The sequence below is a fragment of the Streptomyces lienomycini genome (assembly GCF_027947595.1).
Lineage (GTDB): Bacteria > Actinomycetota > Actinomycetes > Streptomycetales > Streptomycetaceae > Streptomyces > Streptomyces lienomycini.
Genome location: NZ_CP116257.1, coordinates 1643341 through 1668116, shown reverse-complemented (window position 1 = coordinate 1668116; position 24776 = coordinate 1643341). Strand labels below are relative to the sequence as shown.

General features: G+C 73.3%; 22 protein-coding genes. 5 read left to right on the top strand and 17 right to left on the bottom strand.

Annotation, left to right across the window (positions count from 1 at the left end; translation table 11 throughout):
• Positions 1–162: 162 nt before the first annotated feature.
• Positions 163–834, top strand: a complete 672-nt coding sequence (locus tag BJ961_RS07845) for a bifunctional DNA primase/polymerase (protein ID WP_271320580.1) — start codon at positions 163–165, stop codon at positions 832–834.
• 374 nt (positions 835–1208) lie between these two features.
• On the opposite strand, the gene ftsY is transcribed toward BJ961_RS07845, so the two are convergent.
• Positions 1209–2417: a signal recognition particle-docking protein FtsY gene (gene ftsY / locus BJ961_RS07840; protein WP_271320579.1), complete on the bottom strand. Its 1209-nt coding sequence runs from the start codon at positions 2415–2417 to the stop codon at positions 1209–1211.
• A gap of 184 nt (positions 2418–2601) precedes the next feature.
• On the opposite strand from ftsY, the gene BJ961_RS07835 reads away from it, so the two are divergent.
• On the top strand, positions 2602–4053 hold the full coding sequence (locus BJ961_RS07835) for a cytosine permease (RefSeq protein ID WP_271320578.1): 1452 nt from the start codon (positions 2602–2604) through the stop codon (positions 4051–4053).
• 27 nt (positions 4054–4080) lie between these two features.
• Here the strand turns inward: BJ961_RS07835 and BJ961_RS07830 are convergent, their stop codons facing one another.
• The 5 genes from BJ961_RS07830 to BJ961_RS07810 are packed head-to-tail and all read right to left on the bottom strand — an operon-like array spanning position 4081 to position 9194.
• The gene (locus BJ961_RS07830; protein WP_271320577.1) at positions 4081–5310 is read right to left on the bottom strand and encodes a beta-ketoacyl-[acyl-carrier-protein] synthase family protein; all 1230 of its coding nucleotides are present in this window, start codon (positions 5308–5310) and stop codon (positions 4081–4083) included.
• Complete coding sequence (locus BJ961_RS07825; protein WP_271320576.1) at positions 5307–5558, bottom strand: acyl carrier protein; 252 nt, start codon at positions 5556–5558, stop codon at positions 5307–5309. The genes BJ961_RS07830 and BJ961_RS07825 overlap by 4 nt, the downstream gene beginning before the upstream one ends.
• Complete coding sequence (locus BJ961_RS07820; protein WP_271320575.1) at positions 5555–6703, bottom strand: NAD-dependent epimerase/dehydratase family protein; 1149 nt, start codon at positions 6701–6703, stop codon at positions 5555–5557. The genes BJ961_RS07825 and BJ961_RS07820 overlap by 4 nt, the downstream gene beginning before the upstream one ends.
• Positions 6700–8268 (bottom strand): AMP-binding protein, encoded by a 1569-nt coding sequence (locus BJ961_RS07815; protein WP_271320574.1) that lies wholly within the window; start codon positions 8266–8268, stop codon positions 6700–6702. Before BJ961_RS07815 ends, BJ961_RS07820 begins: the two co-directional genes overlap by 4 nt.
• A 2-nt stretch (positions 8269–8270) precedes the next feature.
• Entirely contained in the window at positions 8271–9194 is a 924-nt protein-coding gene (locus BJ961_RS07810) for an alpha/beta fold hydrolase (RefSeq protein ID WP_271320573.1), read from the bottom strand.
• 263 nt (positions 9195–9457) lie between these two features.
• Between BJ961_RS07810 and BJ961_RS07805 the strand changes: the two genes are divergently transcribed.
• Positions 9458–10384: an acyl-ACP desaturase gene (locus tag BJ961_RS07805; RefSeq protein WP_271320572.1), complete on the top strand. Its 927-nt coding sequence runs from the start codon at positions 9458–9460 to the stop codon at positions 10382–10384.
• Positions 10385–10442: 58 nt separating this feature from the next.
• On the opposite strand, the gene BJ961_RS07800 is transcribed toward BJ961_RS07805, so the two are convergent.
• From BJ961_RS07800 to BJ961_RS07765, 8 genes are all read right to left on the bottom strand, one after another.
• Positions 10443–11237: an acyl-ACP desaturase gene (locus tag BJ961_RS07800; RefSeq protein ID WP_271320571.1), complete on the bottom strand. Its 795-nt coding sequence runs from the start codon at positions 11235–11237 to the stop codon at positions 10443–10445.
• A complete protein-coding gene (locus BJ961_RS07795; protein WP_271320570.1) occupies positions 11234–11524 on the bottom strand; it encodes an acyl carrier protein in 291 nt (96 codons plus the stop codon). Before BJ961_RS07795 ends, BJ961_RS07800 begins: the two co-directional genes overlap by 4 nt.
• Positions 11521–13203: an AMP-binding protein gene (locus BJ961_RS07790; RefSeq protein ID WP_271320569.1), complete on the bottom strand. Its 1683-nt coding sequence runs from the start codon at positions 13201–13203 to the stop codon at positions 11521–11523. The genes BJ961_RS07795 and BJ961_RS07790 overlap by 4 nt, the downstream gene beginning before the upstream one ends.
• Complete coding sequence (locus tag BJ961_RS07785) at positions 13200–14117, bottom strand: 3-oxoacyl-ACP synthase III family protein (RefSeq protein WP_271320568.1); 918 nt, start codon at positions 14115–14117, stop codon at positions 13200–13202. Before BJ961_RS07785 ends, BJ961_RS07790 begins: the two co-directional genes overlap by 4 nt.
• 402 nt (positions 14118–14519) lie before the next feature.
• Positions 14520–15938 carry a sugar porter family MFS transporter gene (locus BJ961_RS07780; protein ID WP_271320567.1) on the bottom strand — a complete coding sequence of 473 codons (1419 nt, stop codon included), beginning with the start codon at positions 15936–15938 and terminating at the stop codon, positions 14520–14522.
• Between the two features lie 215 nt (positions 15939–16153).
• Positions 16154–19747: a chromosome segregation protein SMC gene (gene smc / locus BJ961_RS07775; RefSeq protein WP_271320566.1), complete on the bottom strand. Its 3594-nt coding sequence runs from the start codon at positions 19745–19747 to the stop codon at positions 16154–16156.
• A 267-nt stretch (positions 19748–20014) separates the two neighbouring features.
• Complete coding sequence (locus BJ961_RS07770; RefSeq protein WP_003973418.1) at positions 20015–20227, bottom strand: hypothetical protein; 213 nt, start codon at positions 20225–20227, stop codon at positions 20015–20017.
• A 378-nt stretch (positions 20228–20605) separates the two neighbouring features.
• A complete protein-coding gene (locus tag BJ961_RS07765; protein ID WP_007444898.1) occupies positions 20606–20887 on the bottom strand; it encodes an acylphosphatase in 282 nt (93 codons plus the stop codon).
• A gap of 183 nt (positions 20888–21070) precedes the next feature.
• On the opposite strand from BJ961_RS07765, the gene BJ961_RS07760 reads away from it, so the two are divergent.
• Positions 21071–22282 (top strand): CAP domain-containing protein, encoded by a 1212-nt coding sequence (locus BJ961_RS07760; protein WP_271320565.1) that lies wholly within the window; start codon positions 21071–21073, stop codon positions 22280–22282.
• A 140-nt stretch (positions 22283–22422) separates the two neighbouring features.
• A complete protein-coding gene (locus tag BJ961_RS07755; protein WP_271320564.1) occupies positions 22423–22827 on the top strand; it encodes a winged helix-turn-helix transcriptional regulator in 405 nt (134 codons plus the stop codon).
• Position 22828: 1 nt separating this feature from the next.
• On the opposite strand, the gene mutM is transcribed toward BJ961_RS07755, so the two are convergent.
• The 3 genes from mutM to rpmF all read right to left on the bottom strand — a co-directional run bounded on the left by mutM (position 22829) and on the right by rpmF (position 24774).
• Complete coding sequence (gene mutM, locus BJ961_RS07750) at positions 22829–23689, bottom strand: bifunctional DNA-formamidopyrimidine glycosylase/DNA-(apurinic or apyrimidinic site) lyase (RefSeq protein WP_271320563.1); 861 nt, start codon at positions 23687–23689, stop codon at positions 22829–22831.
• A 73-nt stretch (positions 23690–23762) separates the two neighbouring features.
• Entirely contained in the window at positions 23763–24593 is an 831-nt protein-coding gene (gene rnc / locus BJ961_RS07745; RefSeq protein WP_271320562.1) for a ribonuclease III, read from the bottom strand.
• Positions 24594–24600: 7 nt separating this feature from the next.
• Positions 24601–24774, bottom strand: coding sequence for a 50S ribosomal protein L32 (gene rpmF / locus BJ961_RS07740; RefSeq protein ID WP_006139588.1), 174 nt, complete (start codon positions 24772–24774; stop codon positions 24601–24603).
• Between the last annotated feature and the right edge of the window lie 2 nt (positions 24775–24776).

The following is a 24776-nucleotide window of genomic DNA, read 5'->3' as shown; positions in this document are numbered from 1 at the left end:
AGTCGGTGCAACGGTGCACGCCGGGGCGTGCACGGCCTGTCGCACCACCCGGAGTGCTTCCGGACGCTGTCTGAAGCACGCCACACTGGGGAGGTGGAAGCAGAGCGTCACATTTCACGTCCGCTGCGTAACCGCCGCTGCGTCGGACCCGTTGGAGGGGGCATGGGCTTCACGATCGGCATCGGCAGCAGTCGGGGCATGCGCGAGATCCGGCCCGGCGCGCGCCGCCGCGGCCGCGCCTCGGAGCGCACCGTCGTGGCGGAGTTCACCGGGCTGTGGGGCTGGGACGTGGTGCCCGGTGCCCGGGCCGCCGCGGGCGCCTGCTCGTGCGGCCTGTCCGACTGTCCGGCGCCGGGCGCGCATCCGCTGGACTTCGCGCCCGAGGTCCCCGCCGGGGCGAGACTGGCCGAGGCGAGCGAGGCCTGGGCCCGGTTCCCCGGCGCCGCGGTGATGCTGGCGGTGGGGCGGACCTTCGACGTGATCGAGGTGGCCGAGTCCGCCGGACTGCGCGCGCTGGCCCGGCTGGAGCGCATGGGCCTCCCGCTCGGTCCGGTCGCGGCGACCCCGCAGGGCCGCGCCCACTTCTTCGTCGCCCCCGGTGCCGCCGCCGAGCTGCCGCGGCTGCTCTACCGCATGGGCTGGGACGACCCGTCCGCCCTTGACCTGCGCGGCCTCGGACGCGGTACGTACGTCACGGCCCCGCCCTCCGACCGCGGCGGCCGGGGCCCGGTGCGGTGGCTGCGTCCCCCGGCCCTCGACTCCGCCACGAAGCCGCCTGCCGCCCGGCTGCTCCTGGGGACACTGGCGTACGTGGCCCACCGGTCGCGGGCGTAGCACCGCCGCGACACCCGCCCCCCTCGGGCGCCGGACACGGGCACCCGCCCCGGGAGTACGCACCCCGCAGGCACAGGCCCCACTCCGGCACGCCGACGGGCGCTGCCCGACAGGAGGCCCGGGCGTGGCACCGACACCGACACCGACACCGACACCGGGCAGCCGCGGACACCCGCCCCCACAAGCGCCCGACACGGGCACCCGCCCCGGGAGTGCGCACCCCCGCAGGCACAGGCCCCCTCCGGCACGCCGGCGGGCGCTGCCCCACGGGCGGCCCGGAGCCTCCCTCACCCGCCACACGGCGAAGCGCCCGCCCCCGGTCGGGGAGGCGGGCGCTTCTCGTGCGCGGGCGCGCGGGGCGCCGGAAGGTGGCGTCACTCGCCGATGAGGGCGTCCACGAAGGCCGCGGGCTCGAACGGCGCGAGGTCGTCCGCGCCCTCGCCGAGCCCGATCAGCTTGACCGGCACACCCAGCTCGCGCTGCACGGCGACGACGATGCCGCCCTTGGCGGTGCCGTCCAGCTTGGTGAGCACGATGCCGGTGATGTCCACGACCTCGGCGAAGACCCGGGCCTGGATCAGACCGTTCTGGCCGGTGGTGGCGTCGAGCACGAGCAGCACCTCGTCCAGCGGCGCGTGCTTCTCCACGACGCGCTTGACCTTGCCCAGCTCGTCCATGAGACCGGTCTTGGTGTGCAGGCGTCCCGCGGTGTCGATGAGCACGACGTCCGAGCCCATCTCCTTGCCCTCCTTGACCGCGTCGAAGGCCACCGAGGCCGGGTCGCCCGCCTCCGGCCCCCGCACGGTGTGGGCGCCGACCCGCTCGCCCCAGGTCTGCAGCTGGTCGGCGGCGGCGGCGCGGAAGGTGTCGGCGGCGCCGAGCACGACGCTGCGGCCGTCGGCGACCAGGACACGGGCGAGCTTGCCGGTGGTGGTGGTCTTGCCGGTGCCGTTGACCCCGACGACCATCACGATGCCGGGCTTGCCGGTGGCGGGCTCGGTCTTGACCTCGCGGTCCATGTCGGGGCCGACCAGGGTGATCAGCTCCTCGCGCAGCAGGGTGCGCAGTTCCTCGGGCGTGCGGGTGCCGAGCACCTTCACGCGCTCGCGGAGCCGCTCGACCAGCTCCTGGGTGGGCTGCACGCCGACGTCGGCGGTGAGCAGCGTGTCCTCGATCTCCTCCCAGGTGTCCTCGTCGAGGTGCTCCCGGGACAGCAGCGTCAGCAGGCCCTTGCCGAGGGCGTTCTGCGAGCGGGAGAGGCGGGCACGGAGCCGGACCAGACGGCCGGCGGTGGGCTCGGGAACCTCGATCTGCGGGATCTCGAGCTCTTCGACGACGGGCGGCTCCTCGACGGTGGCGGTGCCGCCGTCCGGGAGGTCGACCTCCTCTATCGTCCGGCGCGGTTCGTCGCGCGGCGTCTCGGCCTCTTCACCGACGTGCGGCTCGGCCGGAGGAGCGGTGATGTCGGGCGTGGCGGGCGGCGGCGGAGGCAGCTGCTTCTTGCGGCGGGACCCCACGACCAGCCCGCCGAGCGCGCCGATCACGACCACGGCGATGACTACAGCAAGGATGACGATTTCCATAACGCGTCCCAGTATGCGTGACCCCCGGCACGGCCCCCAGCTACCGGCCCCTGTCGTTTCCTCCAAGGGACAAAGGACCCTGGAGGGAACGAGTCGGATCAAAGTACGATGGAAGAGGATGCGTCAACGCGCGTAGAGTCCCGACCGCCCCCTCTTCCCCACGATCGAGGCACGGACCCCCCACATGAGCGAGATCGCCGAGAACGAAGGCGCCCTGGAAACCCGTGGCATCGAGCAGGTGCCGGACCGCGAGCGCACCGCCCGGACCCGCGAGCTGTTCCCGACCTGGGTCGGCGCCAACATCAGCGTGCTGCTGCTCACGATGGGCGCGAGCCTCGTCGTGGCGTACCACCTCAACTTCTGGCAGGCGCTGGTCGTCGCGGCCGCGGCGCCGATCGTGTCGTACGGCCTGGTGGGGCTGATAGGCATCGCGGGCAAGCGCGGCGGGGCGCCGGGCATGGCGCTCTCCCGCGCCGTGTTCGGCCAGCGGGGGAATCTGCTGCCGGGGTCGCTGATCTGGGTCGCCCGCTGGGGCTGGGAGACGATCAACGCGGTGACCGGCGCGTACGCCCTGCTCTCCGTGCTGGACATCGTCTTCGGCATCCGGGCCAACGGCGTCCTGGACATGGTGACGCTGCTCGCCTTCGTCGTGGCGACGTTCGCGATCTCGGGGCTGGGCATCAACGCCGTGCAGAAGTGCAACAAGTACGCGGCGTACCTCTTCGGCGCCTTCTCGGTGCTGGTCCTCGGCTACCTGGTCGTCGACACCGACTGGTCCGCGGTGTTCGACCGGTCCGCCGGTTCGGTGGCCGCGATGATCACGGGCGTGGGCCTGATCGCGGCCGGTGGCGTCAGCTGGATCCCGTCCGCGCCGGACTTCACCCGGTACCTGCCGCGCACCGCCTCCTCGAAGGGGATCGTGGGGGTCACGGTCGGCGGCGCGGGCATCGTCGTCCTGCCCATGGTCCTGATGGGCATGATCATGGCGGTCTCCACTCCGGACCTGGCCTCGGCCGCCGACCCGGTCTCCTTCCTCGGCGAGATCCTGCCGACCTGGATCGCGGTGCCGTACCTGCTGATCGCGCTGATCGGCATGCTGCTGATCAACTCGATGTCGATGTACTCGGCCGGCTTCACCGCGCAGACCCTGGGCTTCAGGGTCCCGCGGCACTGGGCGGTCTCGGTCAACGCCGTGATCTCGCTGGTCTTCGGCGGTGTGCTGATGCTGGTGGCGACCAGCTTCATGGGCTCCTTCATCGCCTTCCTGTCGCTGCTCGCGGTCGCCTTCTCCGCGTGGGTCGGCGTGTTCGGCGCGGACATGCTGCGCCGCCGGGAGTACGACGGCGAGGCCCTGGCCGACACCGGCCGCACCAGCGCCTACTGGTACCGGGGCGGCTTCTCCCCCGCGGCCGTGGCCGCCTGGGCGGTGGGTCTGGCCGGCGGCCTGATGTTCACCACGTCCGACTGGTTCACCGGCCCGCTCGCCGGAAACAACGTCGTCGGCGAGTACGGGCTGGGCTGGGTGGCCACGGTGGTGATCTCCGGACTGCTGTACGTCGTCCTGCCGAAGCCCCCGGTGGTCGTCCCGGCGACGTCCGCCGAGCCGGCCGAGCGGCCCGGGGCCGTGACCGTCTGAGGTCCCGGAGGCGTCCCGCCCGGTGGGCTACGGGCGGGTCAGCGCCAGGACGACGTTGTGCCCGCCGAAGCCGAAGGAGTGGCTGACCGCGGCGCGGACCTCCTGGCGGCGCGGTTCCTTCACGACGCAGTCGAGGTCGAACCCGGGTGCCGGTGCCTCCAGGTTGGCGATCGGCGGGACGCGCCGGTGCTGGAGGGTCAGCACGGTGAGCGCGGCCTCGATCGCCCCGGCGGCGCCGAGGCCGTGCCCCAGGACGCCCTTGGCCGCGGTGACACTGGGCCGGTGCGGCAGGGCCCGGCTGATCAGGTCGGCCTCGGCGGCGTCGTTGAGCGGCGTGGACGTGCCGTGGGCGTTGACGTGGTCGACGTCCCCGGGATCGAGCGCGGCCTCGGTGAGCGCGATGCGCAGTGCGGCCTCCGCTCCGCGCCCGTCGGGGGAGGGCGCGGTGGGGTGGTGGGCGTCGGAGGTGCTGCCGCAGCCCGCGAGCAGGGCGCGGGGCGGCTTGCCGCGGGCGGCGGCGTCGGCGGCGCGTTCGAGGACCAGGACACCGGCCCCCTCCGCGACGACGAAGCCGTCCCGGTCGGCGGCGAACGGCCGGGACGCCCCGGCCGGCGCGGTGCGGCGTTCGGAGAGGGCCCCCATGCGCCAGAAGCCGGTGGCGGACAGGCGGCTGACACCGGCCTCGACGCCGCCGGCCACGGCCACGTCGCACAGGTCGGCGGCCAGCAGGTCGCGGGCCAGCGCGAGGGCGGTCGCCCCGGAGGCGCAGGCGGTGGCCGGGGCGAGGCTGATGCCGCGGGCCCCGAGGTCGATGGAGACCTCACCGGCGCCGAGGTTCGGCAGGACCAGGGGGATGGCGAGCGGCGAGACGAAGTCGGGGCCGCGCTCCTCCAGGCGTCGGCCCTGCTCCTCCCATCTGTCCACGCAGCCCATGCCGCAGCCGAGGATCGTGGCGACGCGGGCGCCGTCCCAGTCGGCGGTGCGGTGACCGGCGTCGCGGACGGCTTCCCGGGCGGCGAGGACGGCGAGCTTCGCCGAGCGTCCCATGCGCCACGCCCGGCGTCCGACCCGTCGGTCCAGTTCCTCCTCGGCCAGGGGGACGCGGCAGGAGAAGTCCACGGGCAGGCCGGTGAGTGCGGGGTCCGGGGCCGCGGTGCCGGTTCCGGCGCACACCGCGTCCCAGGTCGCCCGCGCTCCCTCTCCGCCCGGTGTGATCAGGCCGAGCCCGGTGATCGCGACGGGGCTCCGGGGTGTCACTGCGTGGCCACCGACTGGTTGCGCAGGGTGTCGAGGTGCTCGGTGACCTGCGCGAGGGTGGTGGCCCGGGTGGCGTGCTCCTCGTCGATCCGCACCTCAAGGCGTTCCTGGAGGATGAGCGCGAACTCGGCGAGGGCGAGGGAGTCCAGTTCGAGCTGTTCGAGTGTGCGCTCGGGGCTGATCTCGTCGTCGGGGATCCGGAACGTCGTGGTCAGTACGGAGCGGATCACGTCGTAGGTGTCGGTCATGGGCGGGCGGTTCCCTTCTCGGTGCCGGGTGAGGCGGGGTGAGCGGGCGGGGGCGGGCGCTTCGTCCCGGCCGGGTCGGCCGCTGTGGACGGCGGCGTCGGCCCGGGCAGGAACCGGGCGAGGAGGTCCGCGCCCGCCGTGGGGCGGCCGGCCGCCTCGAACGCCTCCCGGATGCCCTCGGCGACGCCGAGCGGCGGCGTGAACCCGAGACCGGTGCGGGCCGAGGTCAGGTCGAACCAGTGCGGGTGCACCAGTTCGGCGACCAGGAAGCGGCTGAGGCCGTGCGTACCGGTGGTGCCCGGCAGCCGGGCGGCGGTCTCGCGCACGATCGCGGCGGCGTGGGCGAGGGCGGCGGGTACGGGCCGCCAGACGGCGCGGACACCGGCGGCGGCGAGCAGCGCGAGGACGAGGTCCCTCAGCGGCAGCGGCTCGCCCTGGGCGACGAAGTAGGCCCGGCCGCCGACGGGCCGCCCCTGGTGGAGGTGGTCGAGGGCGAGCAGGTGGGCGTGGGCGGCGGTGCGGACGTGGGTGGTGTCGACGAGGTTGGAGCCGTCGCCCGGCATGACGAGGCGGCCCCCGCGGACGGCGCGCGTGAGGGCGGGCAGGAAGTGCGGATCACCCGGCCCCCAGATGATGTGCGGGCGCAGGGCGAGGGTGGCGAGGCCGGGGGCGTGGGCGCCCAGGACGAGGGTCTCGGCGACGGCCTTGGTGTGCGGGTAGGCGGCCAGGTACCGGCGCGGGTGGGGCAGCCACTCGTCGGCGTTCACCACTCCCCCGGGCCGGAAGACGACGCTGGCGGTCGAGGTGTGGACGAGGGTGCGCACACCGTGCCGGCGGCACCGGTCGAGCACCGTGCGGGTGCCGTCGACGTTGGTGCGCCGGTAGGGGCCCGCCGGACCGCCGGATCCCGCGAGGGCGGCGTTGTGGACGACGGCGTCGCAGCCGGCGAGGGCCCGGTCGACGGCGGCCGGGTCGGTGAGGTCGCCGTGGACCTGGCGTACGCCGAGCCGCGTCAGTGCGGCGCTCGGGCGGCGGCTGAGGGAGACCGTCTCGGTGCCCCGGGCGGTGAGTTGCCGGCAGATCTCGGCGCCGAGGAAGCCGCTGCCGCCGGTGACGAGGACCCGGGCGGGGGCGGACGCGCTCACCGCGGCCTCCGCGGGCGCCGGGCGGCCCAGTCGGCCAGCCGCTCACGGTTGATCTTGGAGTTGTGCCGGATGTCCGTCGGGAATCCCGGGTGGACGAGGACGGCGGTGACGTGCCGCCCTTCGGGACGCCGGTCGAGCAGCTCACGCACCGCCGCGACCACCGCCCCCCGTCCAGCCCCCCGCCCGGGTGCCCGTGCGGTCAGCTCCACGCACAGCACGGCCCGCTGCCGGCCCGGCTCGCCGACGCCGACGAGGGCGCTGCGCCGTACGCCGGGCACGGTGTCGGCGGCGGCCTCGACGTCCTCGGTGGTCAGGACGTGGTCGGTACCGAGGACGCGGTGGCTGCGGCGGCCGTGGAACCAGATGCGGCCCGCCTCGTCGATGGTCCCCATGTCGCCGGTCCGGTGCTGGACGCCCTGGTCGGTGACGGTCTTGGCGGCCGCGGTGGCCTCGGGCCGGGCGTGGTAGGCCGGGCTGACGTTGCCGCCCGTGACGGCGATCTCGCCGACACCGTCGGGACCGGCGTCGAGGATCCTGGCCACGACGCCGTCGAGGGGCCGGCCCACGCAGGTGCCGGTGCCCGGGGAGCGGGCCTCGGTGGTGCTGACGGCACTCACCGGCAGGCACTCGGTGGCCCCGTACGCGCTGAGCACCTGGGCGTCCGGCCGCAGCACCGCGTGCAGCGCGTCGGCGAGGCCCGCGCGCAGCGGGGCGCCGAAGGAGATCACGCGGTCGACGGAGTCGAGGGTGAGCCGCCTGCGCGCGCAGTGCTCGGCGAGCAGCCCGAGGACGGCGGGCGAGCCGACCACCACGTCCGTCCGGTGCTCCAGGAGCGGGCGGACCAGGCGTGCGGGCGGTGTGCGGGCCGGGGCGCGGTGGCTGACCGCGGGGGCGACGGTCGTGTGCCCGAGCAGCGGCCCGAGCAGGACGACGGGAAGGAACCCGGCGAACAGCGTGCCGTCGGTGCCGACCAGGCGGGCCAGCGTCTCGGCCTGCCCGACCAGGGTGCTGTGGTGGTACTCGGCCCCCTTGGGAATCCCGGTCGATCCGGAGGTGAAGGCGATCAGCGCGAGGTCGTCGGGCGCGGGCGGAGGGGAGGGCGTCCGGCCCTGCCGGGCGCGGGGCACGGGCAGTCGCCGCCGCAGGCCCGGCACGGACGCCCCGGTGACGACGGCCGTCCTTACGTGACCGCGGGCCCAGCCCAGTGCCGTACGCCCCAGGTGCGCGAGCGGTTGCCCGACGAAGACCTCGGGGGCGACCTCGTCCAGGCACTGCCGCAGGGCGGCCCGGGGCAGGCCGGGGTCGACCAGGACCGGGACCGCTCCGACGGCGAGCAGGCCGTGGACGGTGGTGAACAGGTGGTACGGGTCGCCGGTCATGGTCACGGCCTTGTGGCCGCGGCGTACCCCGGCCCGTTCGAAGGCCCGGGCCGCCTCCCGGCATCCCGCGACGAGCCGGGCGAAGGTGACGGCCCGGCCCGAACCGTCGCGGCGGCCGTGGACGAGGGCGGTGTCGTGCGGCCGTTCCGCGGCGAGCCGCTCCAGCCGGGCGTGGAGGTCGGCCATGGTCAGCCCCGTTCCGAGGAGGAGAGGAAGTCGCGGATGTCCCGCCCGAGCCGGTGTGCCGCGTCCTCCATGACGTAGTGGCCGGCGTCGGGATAGCGGTGGACCCGCGCGTGCGGGAACCGGCGTTCCCACTCCTTGAGGACGAGCGGCGTGAACACGGGGTCGCGCATGCCCCAGCCGACGAACAGCGGCAGGGTGGCCAGGTCGGTCCCGTCGTCGTCGCCCGGTTCGAGGAGCCGCCAGGCCTCCTCCCGTTCGTCGCGCGGGATGCCGCGTACGAAGTCCACGACCGCGCGCCGGTCGCCGCCGCGGGCGAGCGGCAGCAGGTACGCCCGCCGTTCGGCCCGGCGCAGCGGAGCCACGACTCCGCCGCGTACGGCGGCCCGGGGGAAGAAGTTGGTGGCGTGGGCCAGGGCGGCGACGCCGCGGTGGTCCCGGATCCAGCGCAGGTAGAAGGGCAGCCGGTAGCCGGAAGGCCAGGGGAAGCAGAGGGAGTTGAGCACGACGACGCGGGCGGGGCGCAGTGCCCTGCGCCGCGCCCAGGCGAGGCCGAGCGGACCGCCCCAGTCGTGCAGCACCAGCGTCCAGGCGTCGCGGGGCGTGTCCCGGCCTGCGGTGAGGTGATCGAACAGCGCGTCGAGGTGGTCGAGTTGCAGCAGATGCCGGTCGACGGCGGCGGCCGGTACGCGCGGTCGCGGTGACAGCCCCAGCCCGGCGAGGTCGGGGGCGACGCAGCGGAAGTCCGGGGAGAGCGCGGCGATCAGGTGCCGCCACTGGTAGCTCCACGACGGGTTCCCGTGCAGCAGCAGGACGGGCGGGCCCGATCCGGCGTCGACGTAGTGCTGGCCGGTTTGCGGGACGCGCCGCCACCGGTCGGCCGCCGGGTAGCCGGGCAGCAGGTCGGCCGGCGGCGTGGGGGGAGGCATGGCGCCACGGTAGGTCGGCTCCGACGGCCGGACGGCGCGGAATTCTCGTCGGCGCGGAAACTTCACCCGGCTGGATCAGGCGTGCCCCGAGCGCGAACCCCCTTGTCGCTCACCGGAATTCATCACACTTACCGGCTCTCGTCGGCGGCCCGGCGCGCTGTGCGGGGTGCGCCCGCGCGGTGGGCGAGCATGGCCGGTGACCGGTTGGAATCCGCCGGAGCGTGGACGGTCTCGCCGCACTTCGGCATCGTCGGGAGGCTGTTATGCACGCGCCAGAGGTGGAGCGCGAAGACATCGGGCTGCTCACCGAGTTGGAGCCGGTGGTGGCACGCGCCCTGGACACCCATTTCGAAACCGCGGACGACTGGTATCCGCACCGGTTCGTTCCGTGGGCGCTCGGGCGCGACTACGACGGACCCCTGGAAGGGGAGCCCTGGTCGCCGGAGCAGGGCGCCATGGACTCCGCGGTGCGGGACGCGCTGCTGCACAACCTCCTGAGCGAGGACAACCTGCCCAGCTACCACCGGGTGATCGCCGAGCTGTTCAGCAGGGACGGCGCGTGGGGCACCTGGGTCAACCGGTGGACGGTGGAGGAGGACCGCCACGGGACGGCCGTCCGGGACTACCTGGTCGTCACGCGGGCCGCCGATCCGGTGGCCATGGAGGACGCGCGCCGACGGCACATGCAGACCGGGTACGACAGCGACTACCGCGGCGACGTGCTGGCCGGGCTGGTGTACGTCACCCTGCAGGAACTGGCGACCCGGATCTCGTACCGGAACATCAGGCGGATCTGCGGCGAGCCGGTGTGCGCGGCGCTGCTGCGGCGGATCGCCCAGGACGAGAACCGGCACATGCTGTTCTACCGCCGGATCCTCGAAGCGGCCATGGAACTGCGGCCGGAGCGGACCGTACGGGCGCTGGCGACCGTGGTGGCGACGTTCCGGTCCCCGGCGCACGCCGCGCCCGACTTCCCGCGTCTGTCGATGTCGATGGCGCGGTCGGGCATCTACTCCCCGGTGACCCACCACACGGAGGTGCTGGCACCGGTCGTGCGCCACCTGCGGGTGTTCGACCGGACCGGTCTCGGCGCCGACGGCGAGGAGGCCCGGGACCGGCTCGCGGTGCTGCTGCGGGGGTCGGAAGCGCAGGCGCGCAGGTTCGCCGGCCATGTGAACTCCGCGCTCTAGGGGGCCGGTCGGAGCGGCTCCCGCGGCACGGTCCGCGGGAGCCGCCCGGAACCCCGCCTCAGCGGGCCGCGGGCACGGTGGCCGCGGCGGAGTACAGGTCGTGCCGGGTGAGGCCGAGCGCGCCGAGCGAGGGCAGGACGACCTCCGTGATGAAGGCGCCGTTGCCGAAGCCGGTGGTGCGGACGCTCTCGCGGTCCGCGCGGTCGGGCAGCAGCTCGTGGGCGGGCATGCGGAAGGTGCGCACCACGTGGGCGAGGTCCTTCAGCGTGCCGTCCCGGTCCTCGTCGAGGTGCAGGGTCAGGATCCGCTGGTAGAAGCGGCAGTGCGCCATCTCGTCCCGGCCGATCAGCCGGTAGACCTCGGCGAGGACCGGGTCGTCCAGCCGCTGGGCGAGTTCGCGCTGCTTGCGGTAGCTGACGAAGGTCGTCAGTTCCTGGAGGGCGGAGTACACGACCATCTGCCGGGGCGTCCGGTACGGCGGCTCCCAGCGGCGTGCCAGTACGGCGTCCCCGAACTCCCGCAGCTGCGCCTCGGTGCGCCGGCCGCTGCGCAGCAGGTACTCGCGCAGGGCGAGGGCGTGCTTGGCCTCCTCGTAGCCCCAGTTCGCGGAGAACCAGGCCTGCCCGTAGTCGCCGACCAGCAGCGACAGGTGGGCCTGGAGGTAGTCGGGCAGGAACATCTCGATGCCGCAGAACGTCTCGGCGGCGAGGGCCAGTCCGGGGTCCTCCGGCACCTCGGGCAGCCGGTCCCAGGGGACGTCGTCGAAGACGCTCCAGCGGCGGGTCCGTTCGGCCCGCTCGAAGAAGGTCATGAACTCGCGGTGGAACGCCTCGCGCAGTGCGATCGAGGTCATCGCACGGCCGTCGGGGTCTGCGGAAGCGCCTGTCCCTGCGTCTGCGTCTGCGGCAGTGCCTGGCCGAGCATGTCGTACAGGTCCCCGATCGTCTCCACGCTGCCCAGGGCCGCGTCCGGGACGCGCAGGCCCAGCTCGGTCTCGGCGATCACGATCATTTCGAGGAGCTGCACGGAGTCGACGCCCAGCGCGCGGATGTCGGCGTCCCGGTCCAGGGTCCCGGGGTCGCGCTGCGTGACCTGCTGGTAGGCCCGGTGCAGGACCTGCGGGATGTCGGACGGTGTCATGAGCTGTTCCTTCGCGGGTCGGTGGTGACGGGTGGGAGGTCTCCGAGGAGGTAGCGGCGGCGCATCTCCTGGCGCCGGGGTTTGCCCGACGTCGTCTTCGCGAGCGTGCCCGGGACGACGGCCACGACGTCGCCGACGCTCAGCCCGAGGCGCTGCGAGACGATCTCGCGTACGGCGCCGCCGATCCGCTCCGACTGGTGGGGGCGGCATTCGGCGACCACGACCACCTCCTCGGTGTCGGTCCCCGGCCGGGTGAAGGCGACGGCTCCTCCGGTGCGCACGCCTTCCGCCGCCTCGGCGGCCCACTCGACGCGCTGCGGGTCGATGTTGCGTCCCTGGACGACGAGGACGTCCTTCAGCCGGCCCGCCGGGTGGAGGGCTCCGTCGGCGAGGTAGCCGCGGTCCCCGGTGCGCAGCCAGCCGTCGTCGGCGACCGGGGCGGGCCGCTCGCGCGCCTCGTCCGCGTACCCGGCGCACACGGAGGGGCCGCGGACCCAGATCTCGCCCACCTGCCGCTCGGCGCAGGGCAGTCCGGCGCCGTCGACGACGCGTGCCTCGTGGCCGGGGAAGGGCGGACCGCAGCCCGCGACCTCCACGGCTTCCTCGTCGTCGCCGCAGGGGGCGGCCCGGTCGTGGTCGCGCAGGCGGGCCCAGGAGACCCGGTCGGGGCGCGATGCCGTGCCCCGGGGGGCGATGGACACCGCGAGCGTCGACTCGGCCAGTCCGTAGCACGGGCGCAGCGCCGCCGGGTCGAGTCCGGCCACGTGGTGGGCGTCGGCGAAGCGCCGCAGGGTGCGGGGACTGACCGGTTCGCCGCCGCAGAGCAGGGTGTGTGCCGCGGACAGGTCGAGGCGGGCCAGGCGGTCGTCGTCCGTGCGCCGGGTGGCCAGCGCGTAGGCGAAGTTGGGGGCGCCGGTGATCGTGCCTCCCACGTCGGACAGGGTGCGCATCCAGATGCCGGGGTCGCGGACGAACAGTCGGGTGGCGAGGAGCGTCACGGGTACGCCGACGGCCAGCGGGGCGAGGACGAACCCGACCAGGCCCATGTCGTGGTGGAGCGGCAGCCAGCTCACGCCGTGGTCGCGGGCGGGGTCGGCGGCCAGTCCGTGCCGCATGATGGCGAGGCTGTTGGCGGTCACCGAGCCGGCGGTGGCCACGACCGCCCTGGGCCGTCCCGTGCTGCCGCTGCTGAACTGGAGGTAGGCGGTCCGGTCGGGCCGGTAGGCCGCGGGTGCGGGCGGGTCCGCCGGTGCGGAGGCTGCCTCCAGGGAGTCGTAGGAGAGATGGCGGGCCGCGGTCGGGGGCAGCTGGGCGAGCGTCGTCGCCTCGGCGACGACGAGGTCCGGCCGGGCCACGGGGAGCGACGCGGCGAGCCCTTCGGTCCACGCGTCGCGCCGTCCGAGGACCGGTGGCGGCGGGAGCGGGACGGGGATCATGCCGGCCCAGACGGCGCCGAGGAAGGCGGGGACGAACCGCCCGGGGTTCTCGGCCGACAGCGCCACCCGGCTGCCGGGGCCCGCCCCGCACGCGGTCAGCCGCCGGGCGCGGTCGCGTACCTCGTCCAGGAGCCGGGCCCGCGAGAGTTCCCGGGTGTGTCCGTCGCCGTCCACGTAGCGGTGGGCCGGGGCGTGGTCGCCTTCGTAGGACTGCAGGACCGAGCAGATCCAGGCGTCGCTCACCACTGGCACAGGGCGAGGCCGCAGCTGGTGCCGCTGGCGAGACCGAACAGGGCGACCAGGTCGCCGCGGTTCAGTCGCCCGGCGTCCCGCGCCTCGACCAGTTGCAGGGGCAGGCAGCCGGTGCCGACGTTGCCGTACCGGGGGAAGACCGGGACGACGTGGTCCGGTTCGGCGCCCAGGGCCGCGCAGAGCGTGCGGGTGAAGGGCACCGACGCCTGGTGGACGCAGACGAGGTCGGCGTCCCCGATCTTGAAGCCCAGGTCCTCCATCTCCCGCACGCCGTCCTGCGCGAAGCCCAGGCACGAGCGCACCAGGGACTCGGAGTCGATGCGCGGGCACCTCGGCCGGTCATCGCTGCCGAAGTAGGGGTTGACCATGGTCGCGGCGTCCCACCCGGCCGGGTCGGCGGCGAACCGGGTGGCGAGCAGACCGGGGTCCGCCGAGGCCTGGACGAGCAGGGCCGCGCCCATGTCGCCGCCGGTGTAGGCGGGCATGGCGTAGGCGAGTTCGGACCGGTCGGCCGCCGGCAGCCGCATCAGCCGGCTGGGCAGTTCGCCGGTGGTGATCAGCACGGTGGTGTGCGTGCCGGTCCTGATCAGCGCGTCGGCGATCTGCAGGGCGTTGAGCACGCCGTTGCAGGCGTTCTTCACGTCGAAGACGGGCGCCCGCACGCCGAGTTTGTGGGCGACGACATGAGCGGTGGCGGGTTCCTCCAGGTCCTCGCTGACACCGGCGAAGATCAGGAGACCGACGTCCGCGGGCGAGACACCGGCCTGTGCGAGCGCCGACTCGCCCGCCGCGGCCGCGAGGTCGGAGGGCAGGGTGCCGGGTGGGGCCACGCGCCGTTCCCGGAGTCCGTAGAGGCGTTCCAGTACTCCGTCGACGATGAGCAGGTGAGGGTTGGTGGCGCGCACCGCCTCCTCGACCTCCGCGACCGACTGACGCTGCCCGGGATGATGAACGGCTGCGCTGGTAATCCGACTGAAGCTGGAAATGTGTCCTCCCGGGGCGCATGCGGCGGCCGACCGGGCGGCAGGGCGTACGACGGCCTAGCCGAAGACTCTCGGACTGATCGGGGCTGAGGGATCGATGCGAATTGATCGATTCGCGCAGCAGGATGCCATGAGAGGGGCGTGCGGCCGCGCGAGCCACTCCGAGGTGTGCGGGCGAGTGTCGTACGACGGCGCCGCCCCCGTCCGGGCGGTGGGCCCGGACGGGGGCGGCGGCGGGTGTCGCGGGGGAAGGGGCGGCGGGGACTTGGCTCCTCCCCCCGGGTTCGGGGGCTCCGGGTTCGGGGGCTCCTCCCGGGGAGGGCGTCAGCCCATCTCCTCCAGTGCCTTGCCCTTCGTCTCCTTGACGAATTTCAGGACGAACGGGATGGAGAGCGCGGCGAAGACCGTGTAGATCACGTAGGTGACGGAGAGGTTCCAGTCGGCCAGCGACGGGAAGCTCGCGGTGATGGCCCAGTTGGCGATCCACTGCGCGGAGGCGGCCACGCCCAGGGCGGCGGCGCGGATCCGGTTGGGGAACATCTCGCCGAGGAAGACCCAGACGACCACGCCCCAGGAGAGGGCGAAGAAGAGGACGAAGACGTGGGCGGCGATCAGGGCGACCCAGCCCTGGGTGGCCGGGAGCTTGCCGTCGACCAGGTCGAAGGAGAAGGCCCAGGCCTCCAGCGCGAGGCCGATCACCATGCCGACCGAGCCGATCAGGGCGAGCGGCTTGCGGCCGATGCGGTCCACGAAGATCATCGCGATCACGGTGCCGACGATGTTGATGATCGACGTCGTGAACGAGTAGAAGAACGACTGCGTCGGGTCGACGCCGACCGACTGCCACAGCGTCGAGGAGTAGTAGAACGCGACGTTGATGCCGACGAACTGCTGGAAGACGGACAGGCCGATACCGATCCAGACGATCGGCTTGAAGAAGAAGCTGCCGCCGAGGAGGTCCTTGAAGGAGGACTTCTCCTCCCGGTGCATCGCGTGCTCGATCTCGGCGACGCGGGCGTCGAAGTCGGTGTCCCTGCCCTCGACCTCCTCGAGGACCTTCTTGGCGCGTTCGTGCTTGCCGACGGAGATCAGGAAGCGGGGGGACTCCGGGATGGCGAAGGACAGCAGGCCGTAGAGGACGGCCGGGACCACCATGACGCCGAGCATGACCTGCCAGGCCTCCAGGCCCATCAGCTTGCCGCGCTGGTCGCCGCCCGCGGCGTTCAGCAGACCCCAGTTGACCAGCTGCGACACGGCGATGCCGACGACGATCGCGGCCTGCTGGAAGGAGCCGAGCCGGCCGCGGTAGGCGGGCGGGGAGACCTCGGCGATGTAGGCGGGGCCGATCACGGAGGCCATGCCGATGGCGAAGCCGCCGATGATGCGCCACATGGCGAGGTCCCACAGTGCGAAGGGCAGTGCGGAGCCGATGGCGCTGATGGTGAAGAGGACCGCCGCGATCTGCATGCAGCGGATGCGGCCGATGCGGTCGGCGATGCGGCCGGCGGTGGCGGCGCCGATGGCGCAGCCGATCAGGGCGATGGCGATGACCTGGGCCAGCACCGCGGAGCCGACGTCGTAGCGGTCCCGGATGGCCTCGACGGCGCCGTTGATCACGGAACTGTCGTAGCCGAACAGGAAACCGCCCATCGCGGCCGCCGCCGCGATGAAGATGACGTGCCCGAGATGATCGGGGTGAGCCGTCCCGGCTCCTGGGTTGGGCGCCTGCGATGTGCTGGCCACGTGTACTCCTCCGGCTACCGGCAACGCTGCCGGGGTGGTTCGCCCTTCGAGGTGCCAACGGAAGGGACCTGAAGGTAAAAGCAACGTTGCAGAGACTATGCCTTCAAGTTCCGAAGTCAATAGCGCGGTAGCTCTGAGTTCTACCCAGCCCGACCCGCGCTCGACCACGAAACGCGTTCAAGAGTTGAAGCAATCGTGTTGTGTGCCTTCAGGATCTAGCGCAACCGCTGACTGATGACCTTCGACACACCGTCACCCTGCATGGACACTCCGTAGAGTGCGTCGGCGACCTCCATCGTGCGCTTCTGGTGCGTGATCACGATCAGCTGCGAGGCCTCCTGCAGCTCCTGCATGATCCGGATCAGCCGCTGCAGGTTGGTGTCGTCGAGCGCCGCCTCGACCTCGTCCATCACGTAGAACGGGCTCGGGCGGGCCTTGAAGATCGACACCAGCATCGCCACCGCGGTCAGCGAACGCTCCCCGCCGGAGAGCAGCGAGAGCCGCTTGACCTTCTTGCCCGGCGGCCGGGCCTCGACGTCCACGCCCGTGGTGAGCATGTTGTCGGGGTCGGTCAGGATCAGCCGCCCCTCACCGCCCGGGAAGAGCCGGCCGAAGACGCCCTCGAACTCGCGGGCGGTGTCCCGGAACGCCTCGGTGAAGACCTGCTCGACGCGCTCGTCGACCTCCTTGACGACCTGGAGCAGGTCGGCGCGGGTCTTCTTCAGGTCCTCCAGCTGCTCGCTGAGGAACTGGTGCCGTTCCTCCAGCGCCGCGAACTCCTCCAGCGCCAGCGGGTTGACCTTGCCGAGCTGCTGGTAGGCGCGTTCGGCGGACCTCAGCCGCTTCTCCTGCTCGGAGCGGACGAAGGGCCTCGGAAGGTTGCGCGGGTGCCCACCCGCGGCGGAGCCGCTGTTGGACGCAGGGTCCGGTAGCTCCTCGCCGTCGGCGGGGGGCGAGGGCGGCACCGGTTGATGGGGGCCGTACTCGGCCGCGAGCCCCGCCGGTTCCACACCGAGTTCCTCCAGCGCCTTGGTCTCCAGCTGCTCGATGCGCAGCCGCTTCTCGGCGCCGAGTACCTCTCCCCGGTGAACTGAATCCGTCAACTTGTCCAGCTCCGCCTTGAGGTCGCGTCCGGCGGTGCGCGCGGCGGTCAGTTCCCGTTCGCGCCGGGCCTTGGCCGCCTCGGCGAGGGTGCGTTCCGCGTCGGCGCGGGTCAGGGAGACCTCGACGTGGGCGAGGAGCTGCCGGGCGCCGGCGGCGACCGCCTCGGCGACGGCCGCCTCGTACCGCAGCCGGGCCCGCCGCTGCTCGGCACGCGCGCGTGCCTCGCGTTCGGCGCGGGCGGCCCGGTCCAGGGAGTCGGCCCGTCCGGCCAGCGACTTGGCCCGCTCCTCGTGGGTGCGGACCTGGAGGCGGGCCTCCATCTCGGTCTGGCGGGCGTTGGCCCCGTCGGCGGCGAGCCGGTCGCGGGCGGCGGTGTCGGGCTCCTCCTCCCCTCCTTCCCCGAAGGGGGCACTCTCCTCGGCGACGGCGAGCCGCTCCGCCAGCTCCTCGACCTCCATGAGCGCCTTGTCCAGCGCCTCCTGCGCCCGGGCCGCCGCGGCAGCGGACCGTTCCGCCTCTCCGGCCGCGCCCCGTGCCTGGCCCGCGAGCCGGCCCAGCTGCTGGGCGACGGACGACTTCTCCCGGTCGGCGGCCCGGCGCCGCTCCCCCAGCTCCTCGACGAGCGCCGCGCACTTCCGCCGACGCCCGACGGCCGCTTCCTGCGCCGCGGCCAGGTCCTCGCACCGCCCGCCCAGCTCCTCCAGCTCGGCGGCGGCCTGGTCGACGGACGCCCGCACCTCCAGGAGGCTGGGCGCCCCGGCCGACCCGCCCTGCGCGAAGTGCGCGCCGAGCAGGTCCCCGTCGGCCGTCACCGCGGTCAGGCCGGGCCGGGCGTGGACGAGGTCCTCGGCGTCCTCCAAAGTGGCGACGACGACGATCCCGCGCAGCAGCCGCCGTACGGCGGGCATCAGGTCGGACGGACCGCGGACGAGGTCGGCGGCGTACGGCGGTCCGTGGACGCGCGCCTCGTCCGGTACGGCGTCGGGGGCGCCGGCGAGGAGCAGGGCGGCCCGGCCGGCGTCCTGCTTGCGCAGCAGGCGGATGGCGTCGGCGGCGGCCGCCGGGGAGGTGACCGCGAGGGCGTCGGCGGCCGCGCCGAAGGCGGCGGCGAGGGCGGCCTCATGGCCGGGCGTGACGGTGAGCAGCTCGGCGGCCGGGCCGAGCAGGCCGGTGAGACGGTCCCGGGCGGCGAGCACCGCGCCGGTGCCGTCCTTGCGGCGCAGGCCGAGCGCGAGCGCCTCGTGCCGGGCGCGGGTGGCGGCGCGGCGGCGCTCCGCCTCGGTGGCGGCCTCGCGGGCGGCGCCGAGCGCGTCCTCGGCCTCGGCCAGGTGCCGCTTGGCCGCCTCGTGCCGCTCGGCGAGTTCCTGGTCGTCGGCGTCGAGTCCGTCGACCTGGGCCTGGAGGGTCTCGTACTCCTCCTGGGCGGCGGCGGCCCGCTCCCGCGACTCGTCGCGGGCTTCGGTCAGCCGCTCGATCTCGGCCTGGGCGGAGGCGGCGCGGGACCGGGCGGCACCCACCTGGCCGCCCAGCCGGACCAGACCCTCGCGGCGGTCGGCGATGGCGCGTGCGGCGTCCTTGAGGCGGCGTTCCTCCTGGGCCAGTTCGCGTTCGAGGTCCGCGCGGTGGGCGACCGTGTCCTCCAGGGCGTGTTCGGCCGCCTCCAGGGCCGACTCCAGCTCCGCCTCCTGTTCGCGGACGCGCGCGGCCTCGCGCTCCAGTTCCTCCGGGTCGCGGCCGCGGCGCTCCTCGGGCGGCGTCGAGGTGGCGCTCTTCACGCGGGCGTCGGCCAGTGAGACGGTGCCGCGCACCCGTTCGGCGAGCTGGGACAGCTCGTACCAGGTCTGCTGGGCGCGCTGGAGGCGCGGGGTGAGCCGCCGTACCTCGTCCTCCAGGTCCGCCTCGCGGCGCAGGGCCTTGCCCAGCTCCCGTTCGGCGGTCTCCTTGCGTTCCTTGAGCGCGGCCTCGTCGGCGATCTCGGCACTCAGCGCCTCGCGCATCCGTACGAGGTCGTCGGCGAGCAGCCGCAGCCGGGCGTCCCGGAGGTCGGCCTGGATGACGGCGGCCCTCCTGGCGACCGCCGCCTGCCGGCCCAGGGGCTTGAGCTGGCGCCGCAGTTCGTCGGTGAGGTCCTGGACACGCGCGAGGTTGGCCTGCATCGCGTCCAGTTTCCTGAGCGCCTTCTCCTTGCGCTTGCGGTGCTTGAGGACGCCGGCGGCCTCTTCGATGAAGGCGCGGCGTCCCATCGGGTCGGCGTGCAGCACGGAGTCGAGCTGGCCCTGGCCGACGATGACGTGCATCTCGCGGCCGATGCCGGAGTCGGAGAGGAGTTCCTGGATGTCCAGGAGGCGGCAGGTGTCGCCGTTGATCTGGTACTCGCTGCCGCCGTTGCGGAACATGATCCGCGTGATGGTGACCTCGGCGTACTCGATGGGCAGGGCCCCGTCGGAGTTGTCGACGGTCAGCGACACCTCGGCCCGGCCGAGCGGCGGGCGGCCGGTGGTGCCGGCGAAGATGACGTCCTCCATCTTGCCGCCGCGCAGCGACTTGGCGCCCTGTTCGCCCATGACCCAGCTGAGCGCGTCGACGACGTTGGACTTGCCCGAACCGTTGGGTCCGACGACACAGGTGATGCCGGGCTCGAACCGGAGCGTGGTCGCGGAGGCGAACGACTTGAACCCGCGCAGGGTCAGGGCCTTCAGGTGCACGCCGTCGGACTCTACCTTTCGGGCGTGTCTCACTCCATGAACCGGTGAACCGCCGCGGTTTCACCGGTGAACGTGCAGGGCACATCAGACGTTGAAGAGGGTGAAAGGTTGCGCGGGGCAGGGACAGGCAGAGGCACCGGGACCGGGGGCGGGGGCGGGGCGGGAAAGAAAGAAGGGACGCCGAAGCGTCCCTTGCAGACTCTGACACCGGAGCGGTGGTACGAGCGGGCCCGACCACTGCCGTGGCGTAGTGGAGCGATGCAGTGATCAGGTGAGCGCAGGCTCCGCCTGGTGTGCGTCAACGCTCTCCATGCTCTCCATGATCCTGTCGTGAGAAGCGGCAGCCGCCAGCGCGTCGTTCTCCGCCTGGATTCGTCCGAGTTCGGATTCCAGGTCCTGGACGCGCTGCTGGAGCCGTCGCATCTCGGCGAGGAGTCGAGGGTCGGAGCCGCCGACGTAACCGAGAAGCGCCTTTGCCATGATGGATGGTCCTCCACAATGAGTGACCGACCGAAGCGGTTGGGTCGTGAGGGAATCGCACCCGCGGTGCTTGGCACTTTGGAGTTTTTACTGCCGTTCAACCATGCCAAACAGCTAAGGTGCGCGGGGCTTTCAGCGTCTCACCAAAAAGTTTGACGGTCAACACGATCACGCCCCGTATCGGCGGGCGCCCGGTGGCATGCGGCCGGTGAACGGCAGACGCTGCGACTCCTGCGGGACCCTCGGGGCGTGGCGATCATTCTGCGTGCGGAGCCTGCCACGAGCGGCCGCCCTTGGCAACCACCTGCCCGTTTTCCCTCCGCCACCCCCGCGAGAGGGCCCTCGCCCCCCGTCCGCGACTCCTCGGGCGGCCGGGGTTCAGCGGATGGCGAAGCCGTCGTAGCCGCCGCGGGGTGTGTCCCAGATCTCGGTGACACCGTCCACCCGCCCGGGCGTGTCGTCACCCCGCAGCCAGTCGAGCAGCCCCTCGCAGCGCTCGCGCGGGCCCTCCGCGACGACCTGGACGCGGCCGTCGCCCAGATTGAGAGCAAAACCACTCATCCCGCCGAGTTCCAGCGCCCTGGCCCGCGTGAACCAGCGGAAACCCACGCCCTGGACCTGACCGCGCACCCACGCGACCAGCCGTACATCCTCGCTCATGACTGCAACCTAACCAGTCAATGTCTCGCGGGACACTTCACCCCCTGGCACCATGCGGTACCGTCCCGATCCAGCGAATACCACGTGAAACTCACTCGATGGTGTGAGTTCCGTGTTGATCGTGAGCACAGTCGACCGCGAGGGCACGCCCGGCGCGAGGACGAGGACGAGGAAGGCCAGGACATGGGACGCCACCGACGCTCCGCCGCCGGCCGCGCCGCCACGGGCCGCGCCGCGCAGGACCGCCATCCGGACGCCACGACGGGCCGGGCCCCCGGCCGGCCGGCGCCGGACCCGGGCGAGACACCCGCCACGATGGGCATCGCGCCCTATCTGAACCCCGAGGCCTATGCCGAGGTCCGGGCCAGGAGCGACGCCTACCTCTTCGCGGACGACCCGGACGCCCCGGACGGCGACGGCAGCGACGGTCCGCAGGCCGGCCGCACGGTCGCCTTCCCCAGCGGCGGCTACACCCCCGCCGGCGGCCCGCAGCCCGGCGGAGGGCGCCGCCGCCGGAAGAAGGCCGCCACCCCGGTCCGCACCGGTCTGCTCGGGGTGTCCGCCGCGGTCGCCATCGGCACGGTGGCGATGGCCACGGGCGCGGTGCCGGGCCTCGACAACTACCGGATCGGCGGGGGCAGCGGCGGGGGCGACCGGGTGCAGGCCCAGGACTCCCCGACGAACAGCCCGTCCCAGCAGGGCGGCACCTCCGGCAGCGCCGACCCGGGCCCCGGTGACGGTGCCGCCACGAGCCGCGGCACCGACCGCTCCTCCTCGCGGGCCCCGGCCGGGGACTCCCCCTCGGGCAGCTCCTCCGCCGGGGACTCCCCGTCCGCCGCGCCGTCCCCGGTCTCCCCGTCCCCCTCGGCACCGGCGTCGAAGCCCGCCGCACCGGCCGGGACACCGTCGAAGGCCGGGAAGCCGACGACGCCTCCGCGTACGAGGCCGCAGACCACGCCCTCGCGTCCGGCCGCCGAGGAGCCCGCGAGGCCCAGCGCGCCCGCCGCCGTCTCGGACGAGGCCGTCGCCCAGGCGCAGGTGCTCAAACTGGTCAACGACGAACGGGCCAGGTCGGGCTGCAGCCCGGTGGCCGCGAACAGCGCCCTGCGCGAGCTGGCCGAGGACTTCAGCCGGTCCATGGCCACCCAGGGCTTCTTCGACCACACCGACCCCGGCGGCAAGACCCCCTGGGACCGGGCGGAGGCAGCGGGCATATCCGGCCTCGGAGGCGAGAACATAGCCCGCGGCCAGGCCGACGCCCAGGCCGTCATGGACGCCTGGATGAACAGCCCCGACCACCGGGCCAACATCCTGAACTGCGACTTCAAGACCCTGGGAGTCGGCGTCCACTTCGGCTCCGGCGGCCCCTGGTGGACGCAGGACTTCGGCTACTGAGGGGATCGACGGCCGGCGAAGAGCCGCTGCGGGGCGGGGCGGGGCGCGTGGGGTGCGGGGCCACTTCGTCCCCTTCGTCGGAGGCACCCACCGTTCAGCGCGGCCTGCGGCGCAGCGCTGTGCTCACGTACGCTGGGCGCATGTCGACCAAGCAGGAGCGCACGGCGGAGCAGGATCTGCCGTACGACGTGTTCTCCCGGGCCTGTCCCTCGCGCGGCACCCTGGAGCATGCCACGGGGCGCTGGGGCACGCTGACGCTCGGCGCGTTGTACGAGGAGTCGTTCCGGTTCAACGAGTTGCGGCGCCGTGTGGACGGCGTGAGCGAGAAGATGCTGGCCCAGACCCTGCACGCGCTGGAGCGCGACGGGCTGGTGCACCGCGAGGCGCAGCCCACCAACCCGCCCCGCGTGGACTACGAGCTCACGTCGCTCGGCCGTGAGGTGGCCGGGCGGCTGCTCGCGCTCATCGAGTGCGTCCAGGGGCGGATGGACGAGGTGCTGGCGGCGCGCGAGCGGTATGACGCGCAGCGGATGCCCACGGCGTGATCTACGGCGTGACCCTCGGCGGGCGCTGGCACTTCGGGCAGAAGTAGCTGGAGCGGTTCATCCACGGCCGGCGGCGCATCGGTGTGGCGCAGCGGCGGCAGGGCAGCCCCTCGCGGCCGTACGCGTCGAGTGAGCGGTCGAAGTAGCCGGACTCGCCGTTGACGTTGACGTACAGGCTGTCGAAGCTGGTGCCGCCCACGGCGAGGGCGGCGTTCATCACGTCCCGGACATGGCCGAGGAGTTCGGTGGTGCGGGGGCGGGTGAGGGTCGCCGTGGGGCGTTCGTAGTGCAGGCGGGCACGCCACAGGGCCTCGTCGGCGTAGATGTTGCCGACGCCGCTGATCAGGGACTGGTCGAGCAGGGCCCGTTTGATCGTGGTGCGCTTGCGGCGCAGGGCGAGGTGGAACGCCGCGTCGTCGAAGAGGGGGTCCAGCGGGTCGCGGGCGATGTGCGCGATGACGTCGGGCAGTCCGTCGGCGGACGTGTCGTGCAGGGAGAGGCCGCCGAAGGTGCGCTGGTCGACGAAGCGGAGTTCGGTGCCGAGGGTGTCGGCGAAGCGGACGCGGATGCGCAGGTGCTTCTCGGCGGGCGTCTCGTGCGGCTGGACCAGGAGCTGGCCGCTCATGCCGAGGTGGGCGAGGACCGCCTGGTCGGTGTCCTCCAGGGGCAGCCACAGGTACTTGCCGCGGCGCTGGGGGGTGCCGATGCGGTGGTCCTTCAGGCGGTGGGCGAAGTCGTCGGGGCCTGCGACGTGACGGCGCACCGCACGCGGGTGCAGTACCTCGGCGTCGGCGACGGTCCGGTGGGCGACCCAGCGCTCCAGGCCACGCCGTACGACCTCTACCTCGGGCAACTCGGGCATGGCATCCCCTCGGGTGACGAACCGAACGCCCGCCCCGGCGGCGGGGCGGGCGTTCGGACCGTGCGTGGGCGGGTCAGGCGGAGGTGGACGCCTCGTCGGTGTGCACGTCGACGGCGTTCGCCGTCGCCTCGGCGCGCTCGTCCGCCGCGGCCCGGATGGACCGCCACGCGGATTCCGCGGCCTGCTGCTCCGCCTCCTTCTTGCTGCGGCCGGTGCCGGTGCCGTACGAGACGCCTCCGACGCGGGCGGCAGCAGTGAAGGTCTTCTCGTGGTCCGGGCCGGTCTCCGTGACCAGATACTCGGGGACGCCGAGCCCTTCGGTCGCGGTGAGTTCCTGGAGGCTGGTCTTCCAGTCCAGGCCGGCACCGAGGTTCGAGGACTTCTCGATCAGCGGGTCGAACAGGCGGTGCACCAGTTCGGAGGCCGCGTCGAGGCCCTGGTCGAGATAGACCGCGCCGATCACCGCTTCGAGGGTGTCGGCGAGGATGGACGCCTTGTCCCGGCCGCCCGTTCCCTCTTCACCGCGGCCGAGCCGGATGAAGGAGCCCAGTTCGAGCCCACGGCCCACCTGAGCCAGCGCACGCGAGTTGACCACCGCGGCCCGCAACTTGGCCAGCTGGCCTTCGGGCAGGTCGGGGTGGGTGCGGTACAGCGTGTCCGTGACGACGAGGCCGAGGACGGAGTCACCGAGGAACTCCAGCCGCTCGTTCGTCGGCAGACCGCCGTTCTCGTACGCGTAGGAACGGTGGGTCAGTGCACGCACCAGAAGGGCGGACTCGAGCTGATAGCCGAGCCGCCCTTCCAGAAGCGTGTGGGACGAGGCCTGGGTGTCCGCCTTCTTCTTGGCGGGTGGGTCCGCCTTGGCGTCTTCCGCCTTCTTGGGGACTGACACAGTGCCTCTCACCAGCCGCTCAGACCTCGAGGACCTGACGCTTGTTGTACGTGCCGCAAGCGGGGCACGCGATGTGCTGCAGCTTGGGCTCGTGGCAGCGCTCGCACGCAACCAGGGTGGGGACCGCAGCCTTCCACTGCGACCGGCGGTGGCGCGTGTTGCTGCGCGACATCTTCCGCTTCGGAACAGCCACGG